Genomic DNA, 14,497 nt, shown 5'->3' on the forward strand with positions numbered 1-14,497 from the left:
ACGGTGCACATCCGGCGACGTACAGGCCGATGCCGTGTGGCCGCCGCCGCGAGCTGCGGTGGTGACAAAAAAAAGCCCGGCATCAGCCGGGCTTCTTTATATAGCTATCGGTACCGCTGGCGAGTGCCCTGTGATTACAGGATCGACAGTGGGTAGTCGACGATCAGGCGGAACTCGTTGGCGTCGCCGTCAGCCTGCAGGCTGCTGGCGCTGTGCCAAGCCTGACGGATGCGGAACGACAGGTCCTTGGCTGGGCCTTCCTGGATTACGTATTTGGCTTCCAGGTTGGTTTCGTGGTGTTTCTCATCGTTGGCATTAGCGCGGTCAGCGTTGTAGTAGGCGCTGTCAGCAGAGATGCTGGCGTAGTCGATGTCCCAGCCTTTCACGTAACGGGCCATGAAGCTCAGGCCAGGCACGCCGAAGGTGGCCATGTTCAGGTCGTAACGGATCTGGGCCGATTTCTCGCCCGGGCCGTTGAAGTCGGAGTACTGAACGGAGTTGGCCAGGAAGATCGAGTCAGCGCCGCGGTTGTTGTCACCCACGCCCACGTAGTCGAATGGGGTGTCGCCGTTGACCTTCTGGAAGGCCAGGGTAACGGTGTGAGCCGACAGGAAGGCATAGGCGGCCGACAACGAGAAGGTGTTGTTGTCGATTTTGCCGGCGTTGGCGCTGCCGCTGTCAGTGGTTTTGTAATAGTTGAAGTCGAAGGTCAGCGACTGGGTATCAGCCAGTGGCAGGACGTAGTTCAGGTTGGTGTAGTACTGGTTCCAGATGTCATCCAGCTTGGCACCGTACAGGGACGCGGTGAAGTTGTCGCTGAACGCGTACTTGCCGCCCGCGTAGTCGATAGAGCGGGAGGAAACGCCGTCTTCGCTGCCGTTCAGGCCGATAGCATATTGCGACCACAGGTTGCCGTCACGGTTGGTCTGGCTTTCGCTGGTGGACGACGTGAAGTGGCCCGCTTCCAGGTCCAGGTTTTTGACTTCGCTGCTCTGCAGGGTGATACCGGTAGCGGTCTGCGGAGTCAGGCGGGAGCCGCCGACTGCGAATACTGGCGAAGTGGTAGGCTGCTGGTCGCCGATTTTCAGCTCGGTTTTCGAGAAGCGGAACTTGATGGCAGCGCCGGCTTTGCCGTAGCTGCTGTTCGGTTCGCCATCACCGCCTACAGTCAGGTTGTTGGTGCCGCTGGTACCCTTGCCGCCGTCGAGTTTCAAGCCCAGGTAGCCGAACGCGTCGACGCCGACACCGATGGTGCCTTGGGTGAAGCCAGAGGTGAAGACGCCCTGGATGCCCTGAGTCCAGTCAATGGAGTCATGGCTCTGGTGCTTGTTGTCGCGGTTGAAGTAGTAGTTGCGCAGCAGCATGTTCAGGGTTGCGTCTTCGACGAAGCCCTTGGCGTCTGCCTGATCGCTAACGAATGCTGCGGCGCTGGCCAGCTGCGTGCTAGCCGCGGTAACTGCCAGTGCGATTGCGCTCCACTTAATCACTTTCATCGTGATTTGCTCCTTTGGTTTTTAGGAAGAGTACTGCCGTCCCACCTGGTTTATTATCTGGGCGGCTCTTTCTTTTTGTGTCGGCGTAAACTTATATCACGCTGACGCTTTATGGCGATACTTCTGAGCTCAATCGTTGACGTGTTTCTGAGCCTGTCGCAAAAACTTCCGTCCATGTCGCAAACCACAGCTTTTTATGTAACAAGCTGCACAACTACAGCGCTGTTTCCGAGGGCTTGAGCATAGGTAGAAAGGTTCTAAGCTCATCCCTGAAAACTCCATGGGCTTCCGTGCAGCTGTTGTTATTTGTCTCGCGTCATCCCGTCCCGGGGTGCGTGTCGACTTGGGTGGGTAGGAATGCAACAAGCGTGCTCAAACGTGCCAACCCATGACAAATTTTTCACTTTTTTTCCGTTTTCGCCGCCCCGCCTCATGAAATCGGGGGTGGGCCAGGGAACTTGACGGCGGCCTGAGGATCGCGCGGGGTTCGCCCCTGGTTGCGAAACGTTACCGTTGGCGTAGGCAAGTGGGAACTTGGCGGATGACTGGCGCACTGGCATTACTCACTCTGGCCCATTTTGGTGCGAAAAGTAGCGGTTGCCCATGGCAGCCTAGACCACAGTTGCACTTTGGCAAACCCGCTTGTAATTACAGGAAATTTCCGTCGACAACGATTGCGCCGCAGGTTTTCTTCGGGGGAGGGCGGGCGGGTGTTCACAGCGGGAAAATTCGGTCGTTCCTGGTGCGTGCCGCACTGAACCGGTGCGTGTTCGCGGCGCCTGCTTGGGCGACTCCCTGCACCGATAGGCGGTTGTCCGTGAACCGCCTGCTGAACGAGGGTATCCTGTGGGTGCATGGGCCCTCCCGATCCATGGGGCTAAAAAAATTTTCACCTTGCCGGAGATCTCGCGGTGTTTTCTTTAGATTCGCGCCTGCAACACGACACCCTCGTCATCGGCGACTTTCCTCTGAGCCGGCTGCTGTTGAGCAATGACGCCAATTACCCCTGGTTTATTCTGGTGCCTCGTCGCGACGGTATCAGTGAGCTGTTTCAGCTCAGTGACACCGAACAGTTTCAGCTGTGGCAGGAAACCACCTTCCTGGCCCAACTATTGAAAGAGTGCTTTGCCGCCGACAAGATCAACGTCGCCACCCTGGGTAATGTTGTCAGCCAATTGCACATGCACGTGATAGTTCGCAAGCGTGACGACGTGGCATGGCCAGCACCGGTGTGGGGTAAAGTTTCCGCGCTGCCTTATACGGCGCAACAAGTTGACACCATTCGCCAGCAGTTGCGTGAAGTGCTGACCGCGGACTTTGTATTCCTGGAGGCCGCCCATGACGCTTGAAGCGCGAGTGATGGAGCTGGAAACCCGGTTGGCATTTCAGGATGACACTATCCAGGCGCTTAATGACGAGATGGTGCAGCAGCAGCGGCAGGTAGAGCGTCTGCAGATGCAGATGGCGGCGTTGCTCAAGCGTCAGGAAGAAATGGTAGGGCAGTTCGGCGTCAGCGAGCAGGAAGCCCCGCCGCCCCATTATTGAGGGTGCCGCCGTCGGAAAAGTAGCGATTGCTCCTCTCTGTTGCCGTTGCCGTTGCTTTGGTTCTTGATCCTGCTTTTGATTTTTCGGGCCCCCCCGTAAAGCGCCAAGGTTGTCAAAAGCAAGATCAAAAGCCAGGCCAACCGCAACCGCAGCATTGCGCGTAATCCGCAACCCAATAAAAAACCCGCGTTCAGCCAAGGCTGGACGCGGGTTTTTTTGTGTCGTGATCAGCGGCGCGGCGAGGCGGCGATCACGTCTTCGGCTTGCAGGCCCTTATCACGGTTCATTACCGAGAACTCCACGCGCTGGCCTTCGACCAGCACACGATGGCCCTCACCGCGAATGGCGCGAAAATGCACGAAGATATCGTCGCCGGAATCGCGGGAAATGAAACCGAAGCCCTTGGAGGTGTTGAACCACTTCACCGTGCCGGTATCACGATTGCTCATGTCATACGACGGTGCCGCAGCCGCAGGGGAGGACCTGTAGAAGCTGACGGCCAGGTGCAGGAGTACCGCCAGCACGGCGCAGGCAAGGCCTGGCAGCATGGCGGCGAAATTGCCGACGTTGGTCCATTCGGCCAGCAGGGTCACGGTTTGCAGCACCACGGCCAATACCAGCAATGCGCTGACCAGGTTTTGCAATTGATGCCGTGGGCCTTTGTTCCAGTAAGGAATGACAGGGGCGAGGGTCAGGTTGAGCAGACCAAAAAGAGCCAGGTATATGGCATCGGGTTGTTGCAGGTAAGGCACCGCTTCGGCCCGCAGACTGGGGATGAAGGACAGCAGCAAGGCTGCGGCGCCCGTCAGGAGGTGGACGATTTTCAACATTTTATTAACTCACGTTCAGACGGATCACAAGGAGAGCTGGCACGTCACGGTGCGCATCAGAACAAAATGAGACGCAGTTCACGGGGCGAGTGCAGCCTGCGCACGTGCACGCAATGAAGGTGTGCACGGCACAGGTGTTCTATTTAACAGCAAAGCCTGTAGCGACTCAAATCAAGGGCCCCGACGGTCATTTGCGGAGCGTGTAAACAAACGTTTGCGCTGACGTGGTCATGACGGCAAAGGGAGTGTGTTTGCTGGATAGGAAAAGTGATCTTGTTACGTAGGCATTGTTCGTTTCTAACTTGCGCTTGTTCGGTACTTGTTGCGCTGGCTGTCGTTATTCAAGCTCGCCGAGGAGGAGGGCGCGCGTGCCCCGCCGGCCAAGGCGTTCAGGCGGACGGCCAAGGCTGGGTCGTGGTTGCGGGGAGAATTATTTACTTGTTCTTGGCGGCGTGTTCCTACGGCTGCAAAAGCCTGTTCCGCTGGCAGGGAATATTTAGTTAGGGCCTTATGGGGGAAGGGAAACGATAAAACTATGTTTGATTTTTCTCAGTGTTCTTTTACACAAGGATGTGGTGCTCATTATGCCCAGCGAAATGATCCAAAGTCCCCGATTGCCGTCCCGGGCCGGCAAGATTCATGACGACCCCTTTGTTGCCGACTTTAATATGGGCCTGGCGCAACCCCTGTCCCGGTCGGTGCGATTGAATGGCTTTGCCACCTGCCTCAGGCTGGAGCGGGTGTACTGGAAGATTCTCGAGCGTATAGCCGCCACCAATGGCTGCACGGTCAACGCCATCCTCTCGCACCTGGATCGCGAGGTGCATTTGCGTCACGGCGGGGTCAAGAACTTCAGCGGGCTGGTGCGCGTGGTGTGCGTGGTGCACCTGTTGGACCGCTGTGGCACGGCCCATTGACGGTGTCCGGGGGCGCGAGCGACATTCGGGGCGTCGTCACGGCTGCACAGTCGCGCGGTATAAGGATATAATCCCGCTCTTTGCCGCGTGGCGCGGCTGTGCTGTGTATTTGTTGCCGAGACATTCCCCATGCCCATGTATGACTATCAATGTGCTTCCTGTGGTCACCAGATGGAAGTCATCCAGAAGATCAGTGCGTCGCCGTTGACGGACTGCCCGGCCTGCCAAGCCCCGGAGCTCAAGAAACTGCTGTCCATGCCAGGCTTTCGCCTGAGCGGTACTGGCTGGTATGAAACCGACTTCAAGACCGGCAGCAAAAAGAATCTGGCGGGCGGCGACAAAGCCGATTGAGTTGAACTGCACCCTCAGGGTCTTGCACTATTAGCCAACGCCAAGGCTTGCAAGGCCTTCCCCGAATACCGAATACGAGAAGCGAAACCACCATCATGATGCGCAGCCATTATTGCGGCCAACTGAACGAGACCCTGGAAGGTCAGGAAATCACCCTTTGCGGCTGGGTCCACCGCCGTCGTGACCATGGCGGGGTGATTTTCCTCGATATCCGTGATCGTGAAGGTCTGGCCCAGGTGGTCTTCGATCCGGATCGCGCCGAGTCCTTCGCCGCTGCCGACCGTGTGCGCAGCGAATACGTGGTCAAGGTGACCGGCAAGGTACGCCTGCGTCCGGCCGGTGCCGGCAACGCCAACATGGCTTCGGGCATGATCGAAGTCCTGGGCTACGAGCTGGAAGTGCTGAACGAAGCGGAAACCCCGCCGTTCCCGCTGAACGAATATTCCGACGTTGGCGAGGAAACCCGCCTGCGTTATCGCTTCATCGACCTGCGTCGTCCGGAAATGGCCGAGAAGCTGCGCCTGCGTTCGCGCATGACCACCAGCATCCGTCGCTTCCTGGACGAGAACGGCTTCCTGGACGTGGAAACGCCGATCCTCACCCGGGCTACCCCGGAAGGCGCCCGCGACTACCTGGTGCCAAGCCGCACCCACGCCGGCAGCTTCTTCGCCCTGCCGCAATCGCCCCAGCTGTTCAAGCAACTGCTGATGGTGGCTGGCTTCGACCGTTACTACCAGATCGCCAAGTGCTTCCGCGACGAAGACCTGCGTGCCGACCGTCAGCCTGAGTTCACTCAGATCGACATCGAGACCAGCTTCCTCAACGAACAGGACATCATGGGCCTTACCGAAGCCATGATCCGCAACCTGTTCAAGGAAGTGCTGGACCTGGAATTCGGCGAATTCCCGCACATGACCTTCGAAGAAGCCATGCGCCGCTACGGTTCCGACAAGCCGGACCTGCGCAACCCGCTGGAACTGGTAGACGTTGCCGACCAACTGAAAGATGTGGAATTCAAGGTGTTCAGCGGCCCGGCCAACGACCCTAAATGCCGCGTTGCCGCACTGCGCGTGCCAGGCGGGGCGAGCATGCCACGCAGCAAGATCGACGACTACACCAAGTTCGTCGGCATCTACGGTGCCAAGGGCCTGGCGTATATCAAGGTCAACGAGCGCGCCAAGGGCGTCGAAGGCCTGCAGTCGCCAATCGTCAAGAACATCCCTGAAGCAGCGCTGAACACCATCCTGGATCGCGTGGGTGCAGTGGATGGCGACCTGGTGTTCTTCGGTGCCGACAAGGCCAAGATCGTCAGCGAAGCCCTGGGTGCCCTGCGCCTGAAGGTCGGCAACGACTTCAACCTGCACACCTGCGAGTGGGCACCGATGTGGGTTGTCGACTTCCCGATGTTCGAAGAGAACGAGGACGGCAGCTTCACCGCGCTGCACCACCCGTTCACCGCGCCGAAGTGCACGCCCGAGGAGCTTGCGGCCAACCCGGCCACCGCTCTGTCGCGCGCCTACGACATGGTGTTGAACGGCACCGAGCTGGGTGGCGGTTCGATCCGTATTCACCGCAAGGAAATGCAACAGGCCGTGTTCCGCCTGCTGGGTATCGAAGAAGCGGAACAGGAAGAGAAGTTCGGCTTCCTGCTGGACGCCCTGAAGTACGGCGCCCCGCCCCACGGTGGCCTGGCCTTCGGCCTTGACCGCCTGGTGATGCTGATGACCGGCGCCCAGTCGATCCGTGAAGTGATCGCCTTCCCGAAAACCCAGAGCGCCGCGTGCGTGATGACCCAGGCCCCGGGCCTGGTCGACGCCAAGGCCCTGCGCGAGCTGCATATACGCCTGCGCGAACAGCCCAAGGCTGAGTAAGAGCTGAACCAGAGCGCATCTTCGGATGCGCTTTTCACATGGCAGGCCTGAACCTGTGGAGCGGGCCTGGCGTGAGCTGGTTTGTGTGGGAGCGGGCTTTGCCCGCGAAGCAGGCACCTGGGTGTTCGCTTCGCGGGCAGAGCCCGCTCGCACACTAAATCCACTCCCGCGATTGCGTAATAAGAGAATTTCGGAGTTGTTATGGCTGGTCATTCCAAGTGGGCGAACATCAAGCACCGCAAAGAGCGTCAGGATGCCAAGAGAGGCAAGATCTTCACCAAGTGGATTCGCGAACTGACCGTCGCGGCCCGCCAGGGTGGTGGTGATCCGGGCTCCAACCCCCGTCTGCGCCTGGCCCTGGACAAGGCCCTGGGCGCCAACATGAGCCGCGATATCATTGACCGCGCCGTGGCCCGCGGCACGGGCGCCGCGGCCACCGACGACATGGTTGAACTGACCTACGAAGGCTACGGCCCGGGCGGCGTGGCAGTGATGGTCGAATGCATGACCGACAACCGTAACCGTACCGCTGCGGCCGTGCGTCACGCGTTCAGCAAATCGGGCGGCAACCTGGGTACCGACGGCTCGGTGGCCTACCTGTTTGAGCGCAAGGGGCAGATCGCGTTCGCGCCAGGCACCGACGAAGACGCGCTGATGGAAGCGGCCATGGAGGCCGACGCCGATGACGTCACCACCCATGAAGACGGCTCGATGGACGTGTTTACCTCCTTCGCCAGCTTCTATGCGGTGCGTAACGCGCTGGACGCGGCGGGCTTCAAGTCCACCGACGCGGAAATCGTGATGGTGCCCGGCACCAGTGCCGAACTGGACCTGGAGGGTGCGGAAAAGGTCATCAAGCTGATCGACATGCTCGAAGACCTGGATGACGTGCAGAACGTCTATTCCAACGCACAGATCCCGGACGACGTCATGGAAAAGCTCGGCTGATCCAGAACCACACTCTTGAGGCCGGAGCGGCAGAATCGCGCCATGGAGCGCGGCGTTGCCGTTCCGGTTTCTGCTTTTCGGCAACCTTCACGCTGCAGGCTTTATGACGTTAATTCTAGGTATCGACCCCGGTTCGCGGATTACCGGCTACGGTGTGGTACGTGACACCGGGCGCGGCTGCGAATATGTGGCCTCTGGCTGTATTCGCACCGGCAGCGGCGAACTGCAGGAACGCCTGCAGATTGTGTTTCGCGGTGTGCGTGAAGTCATTCAGAGCTACGGCCCGGTGACCATGGGTATCGAAAAGGTGTTCATGGCACGCAACGCCGACTCGGCGCTGAAATTGGGCCAGGCGCGTGGCGCGGCCATTGTCGCGGCGATGGAGGAGGGGCTGGAGGTGGCCGAATACACGGCTACCCAGGTCAAGCAGGCGGTGGCCGGTACCGGTGGCGCCAACAAGGAGCAGGTACAGATGATGGTCATGCATTTGCTCAAGCTGACCGCCAAGCCGCAAATCGACGCCTCCGACGCCCTGGCCATTGCCCTGACCCATGCCCATACGCGCTCAAGCCTGATTCCCCACGGCCTGGGCTCGGCGCGCAGCCGTGGTGGCCGCCTGCGGCTGTAACAGCCTCTGAAGATTTTTGACTTGCATGGCCCGTCGGGCCTGCAATGATGGCGAGTATTGCTCGTCGGCACTGAAAGGATTGAAACGTGATTGGACGTTTGCGCGGCACCCTGGCGGAAAAGCAGCCGCCGCACCTGATTCTCGACGTCAACGGCCTGGGCTACGAGCTGGAAGTGCCGATGACCACGTTGTATCGCTTGCCGCCGGTCGGTCAGGTGGTGACTTTGCACACCCATCTGGTGGTTCGCGAGGATGCTCAGTTACTCTACGGCTTCTTTGAAAGGCGCGAACGCGAGTTTTTTCGCGAGCTGATTCGCCTCAACGGCGTGGGCCCCAAGCTGGCCCTGGCGCTGATGTCGAGCCTGGACGTGGACGAGCTGGTGCGCTGCGTGCAGGCCCAGGACGCGTCGGCCCTGACCAAGGTGCCGGGCGTGGGCAAGAAAACCGCCGAGCGCCTGTTGGTCGAGCTCAAGGACCGCTTCAAGGCCTGGGAAACCGCGCCGGCCATGTTCGAACTGATGCCCACCGGGCCCAATACCGCCGCGCCGGTGCCAAGCGCCGAGACTGACGCCGTCAGTGCGCTGATCTCCCTGGGCTACAAGCCTCAGGAGGCCAGCAAGGCAGTGGCCGCCATCAAGACTAAAGGCCTTAGCAGCGAAGACCTGATCCGCCACGCCCTGAAGGGAATGATTTAAGTGATCGAAGCCGACCGCCTGATCGCCGCCACCAGCGGCCGCGACCGGGAAGAACAGCAGGACCGGGCCATTCGCCCGCTGAGCCTGGCCGACTATATCGGTCAGCCCACCGTGCGCGAGCAAATGGAGCTGTTCATCCAGGCCGCCCGTGGGCGCAACGAGTCCCTGGACCACACCCTGATCTTCGGCCCGCCGGGCCTGGGCAAGACCACCCTGGCCAACATCATTGCCCAGGAAATGGGGGTGTCGATCAAGAGCACCTCGGGGCCGGTGCTGGAGCGCCCTGGCGACCTGGCGGCGCTGCTCACCAACCTTGAACCGCACGACGTGCTGTTCATCGACGAAATCCATCGCTTGTCGCCCATCGTCGAGGAAGTGCTGTACCCGGCCATGGAAGATTTCCAGCTGGACATCATGATTGGCGAAGGGCCGGCCGCACGTTCCATCAAGCTCGACCTGCCGCCGTTCACCCTGGTGGGGGCTACTACCCGCGCGGGCATGTTGACCAACCCATTGCGCGACCGCTTCGGCATTGTTCAGCGCCTGGAGTTCTACAGCACCGCAGACCTGGCCACCATTGTCAGCCGCTCGGCCGGCATTCTCGGCCTGCCCATTGAAGACCAGGGCGCGTTCGAGATCGCCCGCCGCGCCCGCGGCACACCACGTATCGCCAACCGCTTGCTGCGCCGGGTGCGCGACTTCGCCGAAGTGCGCGGCAAGGGCCACATCACCAAACCCATCGCCGACCTGGCGCTGAACCTGCTGGATGTGGACGAACGTGGCTTCGATCACCAGGACCGCCGTCTGTTGCTGACCATGATCGAGAAGTTCGACGGCGGCCCGGTGGGCGTGGACAGCCTGGCAGCGGCCATCAGCGAGGAGCGGCACACCATCGAGGACGTGCTGGAGCCATACCTGATCCAGCAGGGCTATATCATGCGCACCCCGCGTGGTCGGGTGGTTACCCGCCATGCGTACCTGCATTTCGGGCTTAACATCCCCAACCGCCTGGGCGAAACGCCTGCGACTGAGCAGTTCGTCGATCCGGGTGATGAATAACGCGATGATGGCGATTTAATTGAGGTTTTTGCGGTCCTAGGGTGCTGACAGGCGCTTGCCCTACCTGAACGGCGCAAAAACGATGAAAAAACAGTTGCCTGGCCGGATTGGCAACCTGAGGAGTAAGCACTAGAGTATGCGCGCGCAAAATGGGGTTGAGTCGTTCGCACATCGCTGTCGCGTCTATTACGAGGACACCGATGCGGGCGGCGTCGTTTATTACGTCAACTATCTCAAGTTCATGGAGCGGGCACGCACCGAAAGGCTGCGTGAACTGGGTTATGTGCAGTCGGTTCTGGCACGCGAGAACCTGCTGTTCGTGGTGCATTCCAGCGAGGCGCGCTACCTGGTGCCGGCCCGGCTGGACGACGAGTTGCTCGTCACTGCGCAAGTAATTGAATTGAACCGTGCCAGCCTGCGCTTCAAGCAGCAGGTCTGGCGCGCAGCGGATATGACGCTGCTCTGCGAAGGGCAGTTTTTGGTGGCCTGTGTGCGCGCCGATACTTTCAAACCCCGGGCCATTCCCGAAGCTCTGCGTGCGGCCTTTGCCGCTGCAGGCGGCCCGGGTACACACTCAAAAGCAGGAGATTAAGCGTGGAAGCTAACGTCGTCGACCATACCTCCATGTGGAGCCTGGTCAGCAATGCCAGCGTGGTTGTACAGCTGGTAATGCTGATTCTGGTAGCCGCATCGGTCACTTCATGGGTCATGATTTTTCAGCGCAGCGCACTCATCCGTGCCGGCCGCCGTGCACTGGATTCGTTTGAAGAGCGTTTCTGGTCGGGCATCGACCTGTCCAAGCTGTACCGTCAGGCGGGTAGCAACCCTGATCCGGATTCGGGCGTGGAGCAGGTGTTCCGTGCCGGCTTCAAGGAATTCTCGCGCCTGCGCCAGCAGCCGGGTGTAGACCCGGACGCGGTCATGGACGGCGTGGGTCGTGCCATGCGCGTGGCCATTTCCCGTGAAGAAGAAAAACTGGAGCAGACGCTGCCGTTCCTGGCCACCGTCGGTTCGGTCAGCCCCTACATCGGCCTGTTCGGCACCGTGTGGGGCATCATGAACTCCTTCCGCGGCCTGGCTGGCGCCCAACAGGCCACTCTGGCCACCGTTGCCCCGGGTATTTCCGAAGCGCTGGTGGCCACTGCCATCGGCCTGTTCGCGGCCATCCCGGCGGTTATCGCCTACAACCGCTTCGCCGCGCGCAGCGAAACCTTGATCAGCCGTTACTACACGTTCGCTGACGAGTTCCAGGCCATCCTGCACCGTAAAGTGCACACCAGCGAAGAGTGAGCAGGTAATTACCCATGGCCCGAGTTCGCCAGAAACGCAAGCCGGTCGCCGAGATGAACGTGGTGCCCTACATCGACGTGATGTTGGTACTGCTGGTTATCTTCATGGTCACCGCACCAATGCTCAACCAGGGCGTGAAGGTTGACCTGCCAAAGGTTTCCAGCGAAGCCTTGCCGCAGGACAACAACACCCAGGTCCTGACCATTTCGATCAAGGCTGACAAGACCTACTACTGGAACCTTGGCAGCGAAGTCGATGCCGACAAGGTCCAGGACAAGGCGATGACCCTGCCTGCCATGACCGACGCCGTCACCAAGATCATTCGCGCCGGCAACGAAGGCGGCAAACGCACCCAGGTATTCATTCGCGGCGACAAGTCTGTGGACTACGGCGCGGTCATGGGTGCCATGGGCGGGTTGCAGAAAGCGGGTGTCGGTAACGTCGGCCTGATTACCGAGGCCCCCTGATGCGACAACGAGAGCCCTCCGCCTCGGAAAGCTATTTCTGGCCCAGTGTCTGGGCCATTGCCCTGCATATCCTGATTTTTGGCATGCTGTTCATAAGCTTTGCCATGACCCCGGATCTGCCGCCTGCCAGGCCCATCGTCCAGGCTACTCTGTACCAGCTGAAATCGAAGAGCCAGGCCACCACCCAGACCAATCAGAAGATTGCCGGGGAGGCCAAGAAGTCCGCTGCCAAGCAGACGGAAGTCGAGCAGATGGAACAGAAAAAGGTCGAGCAGGAGAAGCAGGAGCAAGCTGACAAGGCTGCGGAACAAAAGCAGGAAGAAGCCGCTCAAAAAGCCCAGGAAGCCAAGAAGGCCGACGACGCCAAGAAAGCTGCTGCCGACGACGCCAAGGCCGCCGCGGCGGACGCGGCGAAGAAAGCCGACGACGCCAAGAAGGCTGCCGAAGCGAAAAAAGCCGAGCAGGCCGACATCGCCAAGAAGAAAGCTGAGGACGAGGCCAAGGAAAAAGCCGAGGAAGACGCCAAGAAGGCCGCCGACGCTGCGAAGAAAGCCGCCGAGGACGCCAAGAAGAAGGCCGCGGACGACGCCAAGAAAGTGGCCGAAGCTGCGCAGGAGGCGAAGAAGAAAGCCGCCGAGGACGCGAAGAAGGCTTCTGCCGACGACGCCAAGAAGAAGGCTCAGGCAGCAGCCCGCAAGGCCGCTGAAGACAAGAAGGCGCAGGCATTGGCTGACTTGCTGTCCGATACACCTCAGCGCCAGCAGGCGTTGGCGGACGAGCAGGGCGACCAGACCGCAGGCAACTTCGATGACCTGATCCGTTCCCGTGCTGCCGAAGGCTGGGCTCGCCCACCGTCTGCGCGCAAGAACATGACAGTGGTACTGCAGATCAACATGTTGCCTGACGGCACCGTCACCAACGTTACCGTGGCCAAGAGCAGTGGCGATGGTCCGTTCGATGCGTCGGCAGTGGCAGCGGTCAAGAACATCGGTCGTTTAACCGAAATGCAGGGCCTGAAACCGAGTGATTTCAACCCTTACCGCAATTTCAAGATGACATTCACCCCTGAGGACCTTGCCTTGTGATTAACCTTCTTCGAGGACTGCTGGTTGCACTGTGCTGCGTTGCAGCCGTTGCCCAGGCAGATGAAAAGAACATTCTGGTCACCAGCGGCAGCGATCGGGCCACCCCGATCGCCGTCGTGCCCTTCGGCTTCCAGGGCGGCTCCGTGCTGCCCGAGGACATGGCACTGATCATCGGCAACGACCTGCGCAACTCGGGTTACTACTCGCCGATCGACAAGCAGAACATGATCAGCACCCCGTCGCAGCCAAGCGAAGTGGTATGGCGTGACTGGCAGGCCCTGGGTGCCCAGTACGTGATGGTCGGCAGCATCACCCCGGCCGGCGGTCGCCTGCAGGTGTCGTATGCACTGCTCAACGTCAGCAGCCAGCAGCCTGTGCTGACCGGCAGCGTGTCGGGCAGCGTCGATCAACTGCGCGACATGGCGCACTACATCTCCGACCAGTCGTTTGAAAAGCTCACCGGCATCAAGGGCGCATTCTCCACTCGCCTCCTTTATGTAACTGCCGAGCGTTTCAGCACCAACAGCACTCGCTACACCTTGCAGCGTTCGGACTACGACGGCGCCCGCGCGGTCACCCTGCTGCAATCGCGCGAGCCGATCCTGTCACCGCGTTACGCACCGGATGCCAAGCGCATTGCCTACGTGTCGTTCGAGCAGAAGCGCCCACGTATCTTCGTGCAGAACGTCGATACCGGTGCGCGTCAGCAGATCACCAACTTCGAAGGTCTCAACGGCGCACCCGCGTTCTCGCCTGACGGCAGCAAGCTGGCGTTCGTGCTGTCCAAGGACGGCAACCCCGAGATCTACGTGATGGACCTGGCTTCGCGCAACCTCACCCGCCTGACCAATGATCCGGCCATCGACACCGAACCGTTCTGGGGTAAAGATGGTTCCACCATCTATTTCACCTCCGACCGCGGTGGCAAGCCACAGATCTATAAACAGTCGCTGGGCGGTGGCGGTGCAACCCGCGTCACCTTTATTGGCAACTACAACGCCAACCCGAAACTTTCTGCCGATGAAAAGACCCTGGTCATGATCCATCGCCAGGACGGTTTCACCAACTTCAAGGTTGCTTCGCAGGATCTGGAGCGTGGAACGGTAAAAATTCTCACAGATTCAAGTCTTGATGAGTCGCCTACTGTTGCGCCCAACGGCACCATGGTAATCTACGCCACCCGCCAGCAGGGCCGGGGAGTCTTGATGCTCGTGTCGCTAAACGGCCGCGTGAGGCTCCCGCTTCCTACCGCTCAAGGCGAAGTCAGAGAACCGTCCTGGTCCCCTTACCTGAACTGACGCGGCGCTACACGTTTTAC

Annotated in this window: 16 protein-coding genes; 14 read left to right on the forward strand and 2 right to left on the reverse strand. The window is 60.1% G+C overall.

Annotation, left to right across the window (positions count from 1 at the left end):
* Positions 1-134 precede the first annotated feature (134 nt).
* Positions 135-1,493: an OprD family porin gene (locus PMM47T1_RS05255; protein ID WP_008366506.1), complete on the reverse strand. Its 1,359-nt coding sequence runs from the start codon at positions 1,491-1,493 to the stop codon at positions 135-137.
* A 911-nt stretch (positions 1,494-2,404) separates the two neighbouring features.
* Between PMM47T1_RS05255 and PMM47T1_RS05260 the strand changes: the two genes are divergently transcribed.
* Both PMM47T1_RS05260 and PMM47T1_RS05265 read left to right on the forward strand, forming a co-directional pair.
* On the forward strand, positions 2,405-2,842 hold the full coding sequence (locus PMM47T1_RS05260; RefSeq protein ID WP_008366508.1) for an HIT domain-containing protein: 438 nt from the start codon (positions 2,405-2,407) through the stop codon (positions 2,840-2,842).
* The gene (locus PMM47T1_RS05265) at positions 2,832-3,038 is read left to right on the forward strand and encodes a SlyX family protein (RefSeq protein ID WP_008366510.1); all 207 of its coding nucleotides are present in this window, start codon (positions 2,832-2,834) and stop codon (positions 3,036-3,038) included. The genes PMM47T1_RS05260 and PMM47T1_RS05265 overlap by 11 nt, the downstream gene beginning before the upstream one ends.
* Positions 3,039-3,265: 227 nt before the next feature.
* On the opposite strand, the gene PMM47T1_RS30555 is transcribed toward PMM47T1_RS05265, so the two are convergent.
* Positions 3,266-3,868, reverse strand: coding sequence for a cold-shock protein (locus PMM47T1_RS30555; RefSeq protein ID WP_043300733.1), 603 nt, complete (start codon positions 3,866-3,868; stop codon positions 3,266-3,268).
* A gap of 596 nt (positions 3,869-4,464) precedes the next feature.
* Here PMM47T1_RS30555 and PMM47T1_RS05275 point away from each other — a divergent pair.
* From PMM47T1_RS05275 to tolB, 12 genes are all read left to right on the forward strand, one after another.
* Entirely contained in the window at positions 4,465-4,785 is a 321-nt protein-coding gene (locus tag PMM47T1_RS05275) for a ribbon-helix-helix domain-containing protein (RefSeq protein ID WP_043300769.1), read from the forward strand.
* 129 nt (positions 4,786-4,914) lie between these two features.
* Positions 4,915-5,136, forward strand: coding sequence for an FmdB family zinc ribbon protein (locus PMM47T1_RS05280; protein WP_008366515.1), 222 nt, complete (start codon positions 4,915-4,917; stop codon positions 5,134-5,136).
* Positions 5,137-5,231: 95 nt separating this feature from the next.
* Positions 5,232-7,007, forward strand: coding sequence for an aspartate--tRNA ligase (gene aspS / locus PMM47T1_RS05285; RefSeq protein ID WP_043300734.1), 1,776 nt, complete (start codon positions 5,232-5,234; stop codon positions 7,005-7,007).
* A 201-nt stretch (positions 7,008-7,208) separates the two neighbouring features.
* Positions 7,209-7,955: a YebC/PmpR family DNA-binding transcriptional regulator gene (locus tag PMM47T1_RS05290; RefSeq protein WP_008366519.1), complete on the forward strand. Its 747-nt coding sequence runs from the start codon at positions 7,209-7,211 to the stop codon at positions 7,953-7,955.
* Positions 7,956-8,058: 103 nt separating this feature from the next.
* Positions 8,059-8,583, forward strand: a complete 525-nt coding sequence (ruvC, locus tag PMM47T1_RS05295) for a crossover junction endodeoxyribonuclease RuvC (RefSeq protein ID WP_008366520.1) — start codon at positions 8,059-8,061, stop codon at positions 8,581-8,583.
* Between the two features lie 86 nt (positions 8,584-8,669).
* Positions 8,670-9,278, forward strand: a complete 609-nt coding sequence (gene ruvA, locus PMM47T1_RS05300; protein WP_008366522.1) for a Holliday junction branch migration protein RuvA — start codon at positions 8,670-8,672, stop codon at positions 9,276-9,278.
* Complete coding sequence (gene ruvB / locus PMM47T1_RS05305) at positions 9,279-10,337, forward strand: Holliday junction branch migration DNA helicase RuvB (RefSeq protein ID WP_008366524.1); 1,059 nt, start codon at positions 9,279-9,281, stop codon at positions 10,335-10,337.
* Positions 10,338-10,473: 136 nt separating this feature from the next.
* Positions 10,474-10,929: a tol-pal system-associated acyl-CoA thioesterase gene (gene ybgC, locus PMM47T1_RS05310; protein WP_008366525.1), complete on the forward strand. Its 456-nt coding sequence runs from the start codon at positions 10,474-10,476 to the stop codon at positions 10,927-10,929.
* 2 nt (positions 10,930-10,931) lie between these two features.
* Entirely contained in the window at positions 10,932-11,627 is a 696-nt protein-coding gene (tolQ, locus tag PMM47T1_RS05315; RefSeq protein WP_008366527.1) for a protein TolQ, read from the forward strand.
* A gap of 14 nt (positions 11,628-11,641) precedes the next feature.
* Positions 11,642-12,094 (forward strand): protein TolR, encoded by a 453-nt coding sequence (gene tolR, locus PMM47T1_RS05320; RefSeq protein ID WP_008366529.1) that lies wholly within the window; start codon positions 11,642-11,644, stop codon positions 12,092-12,094.
* Entirely contained in the window at positions 12,091-13,179 is a 1,089-nt protein-coding gene (gene tolA, locus PMM47T1_RS05325; RefSeq protein WP_043300736.1) for a cell envelope integrity protein TolA, read from the forward strand. Before tolR ends, tolA begins: the two co-directional genes overlap by 4 nt.
* Complete coding sequence (tolB, locus tag PMM47T1_RS05330) at positions 13,176-14,477, forward strand: Tol-Pal system beta propeller repeat protein TolB (RefSeq protein WP_008366532.1); 1,302 nt, start codon at positions 13,176-13,178, stop codon at positions 14,475-14,477. The genes tolA and tolB overlap by 4 nt, the downstream gene beginning before the upstream one ends.
* The last annotated feature ends 20 nt before the right edge of the window (positions 14,478-14,497 follow it).

Origin of the sequence: Pseudomonas sp. M47T1, from assembly GCF_000263855.1 — a bacterium.
Classification (GTDB): Bacteria; Pseudomonadota; Gammaproteobacteria; order Pseudomonadales; family Pseudomonadaceae; genus Aquipseudomonas.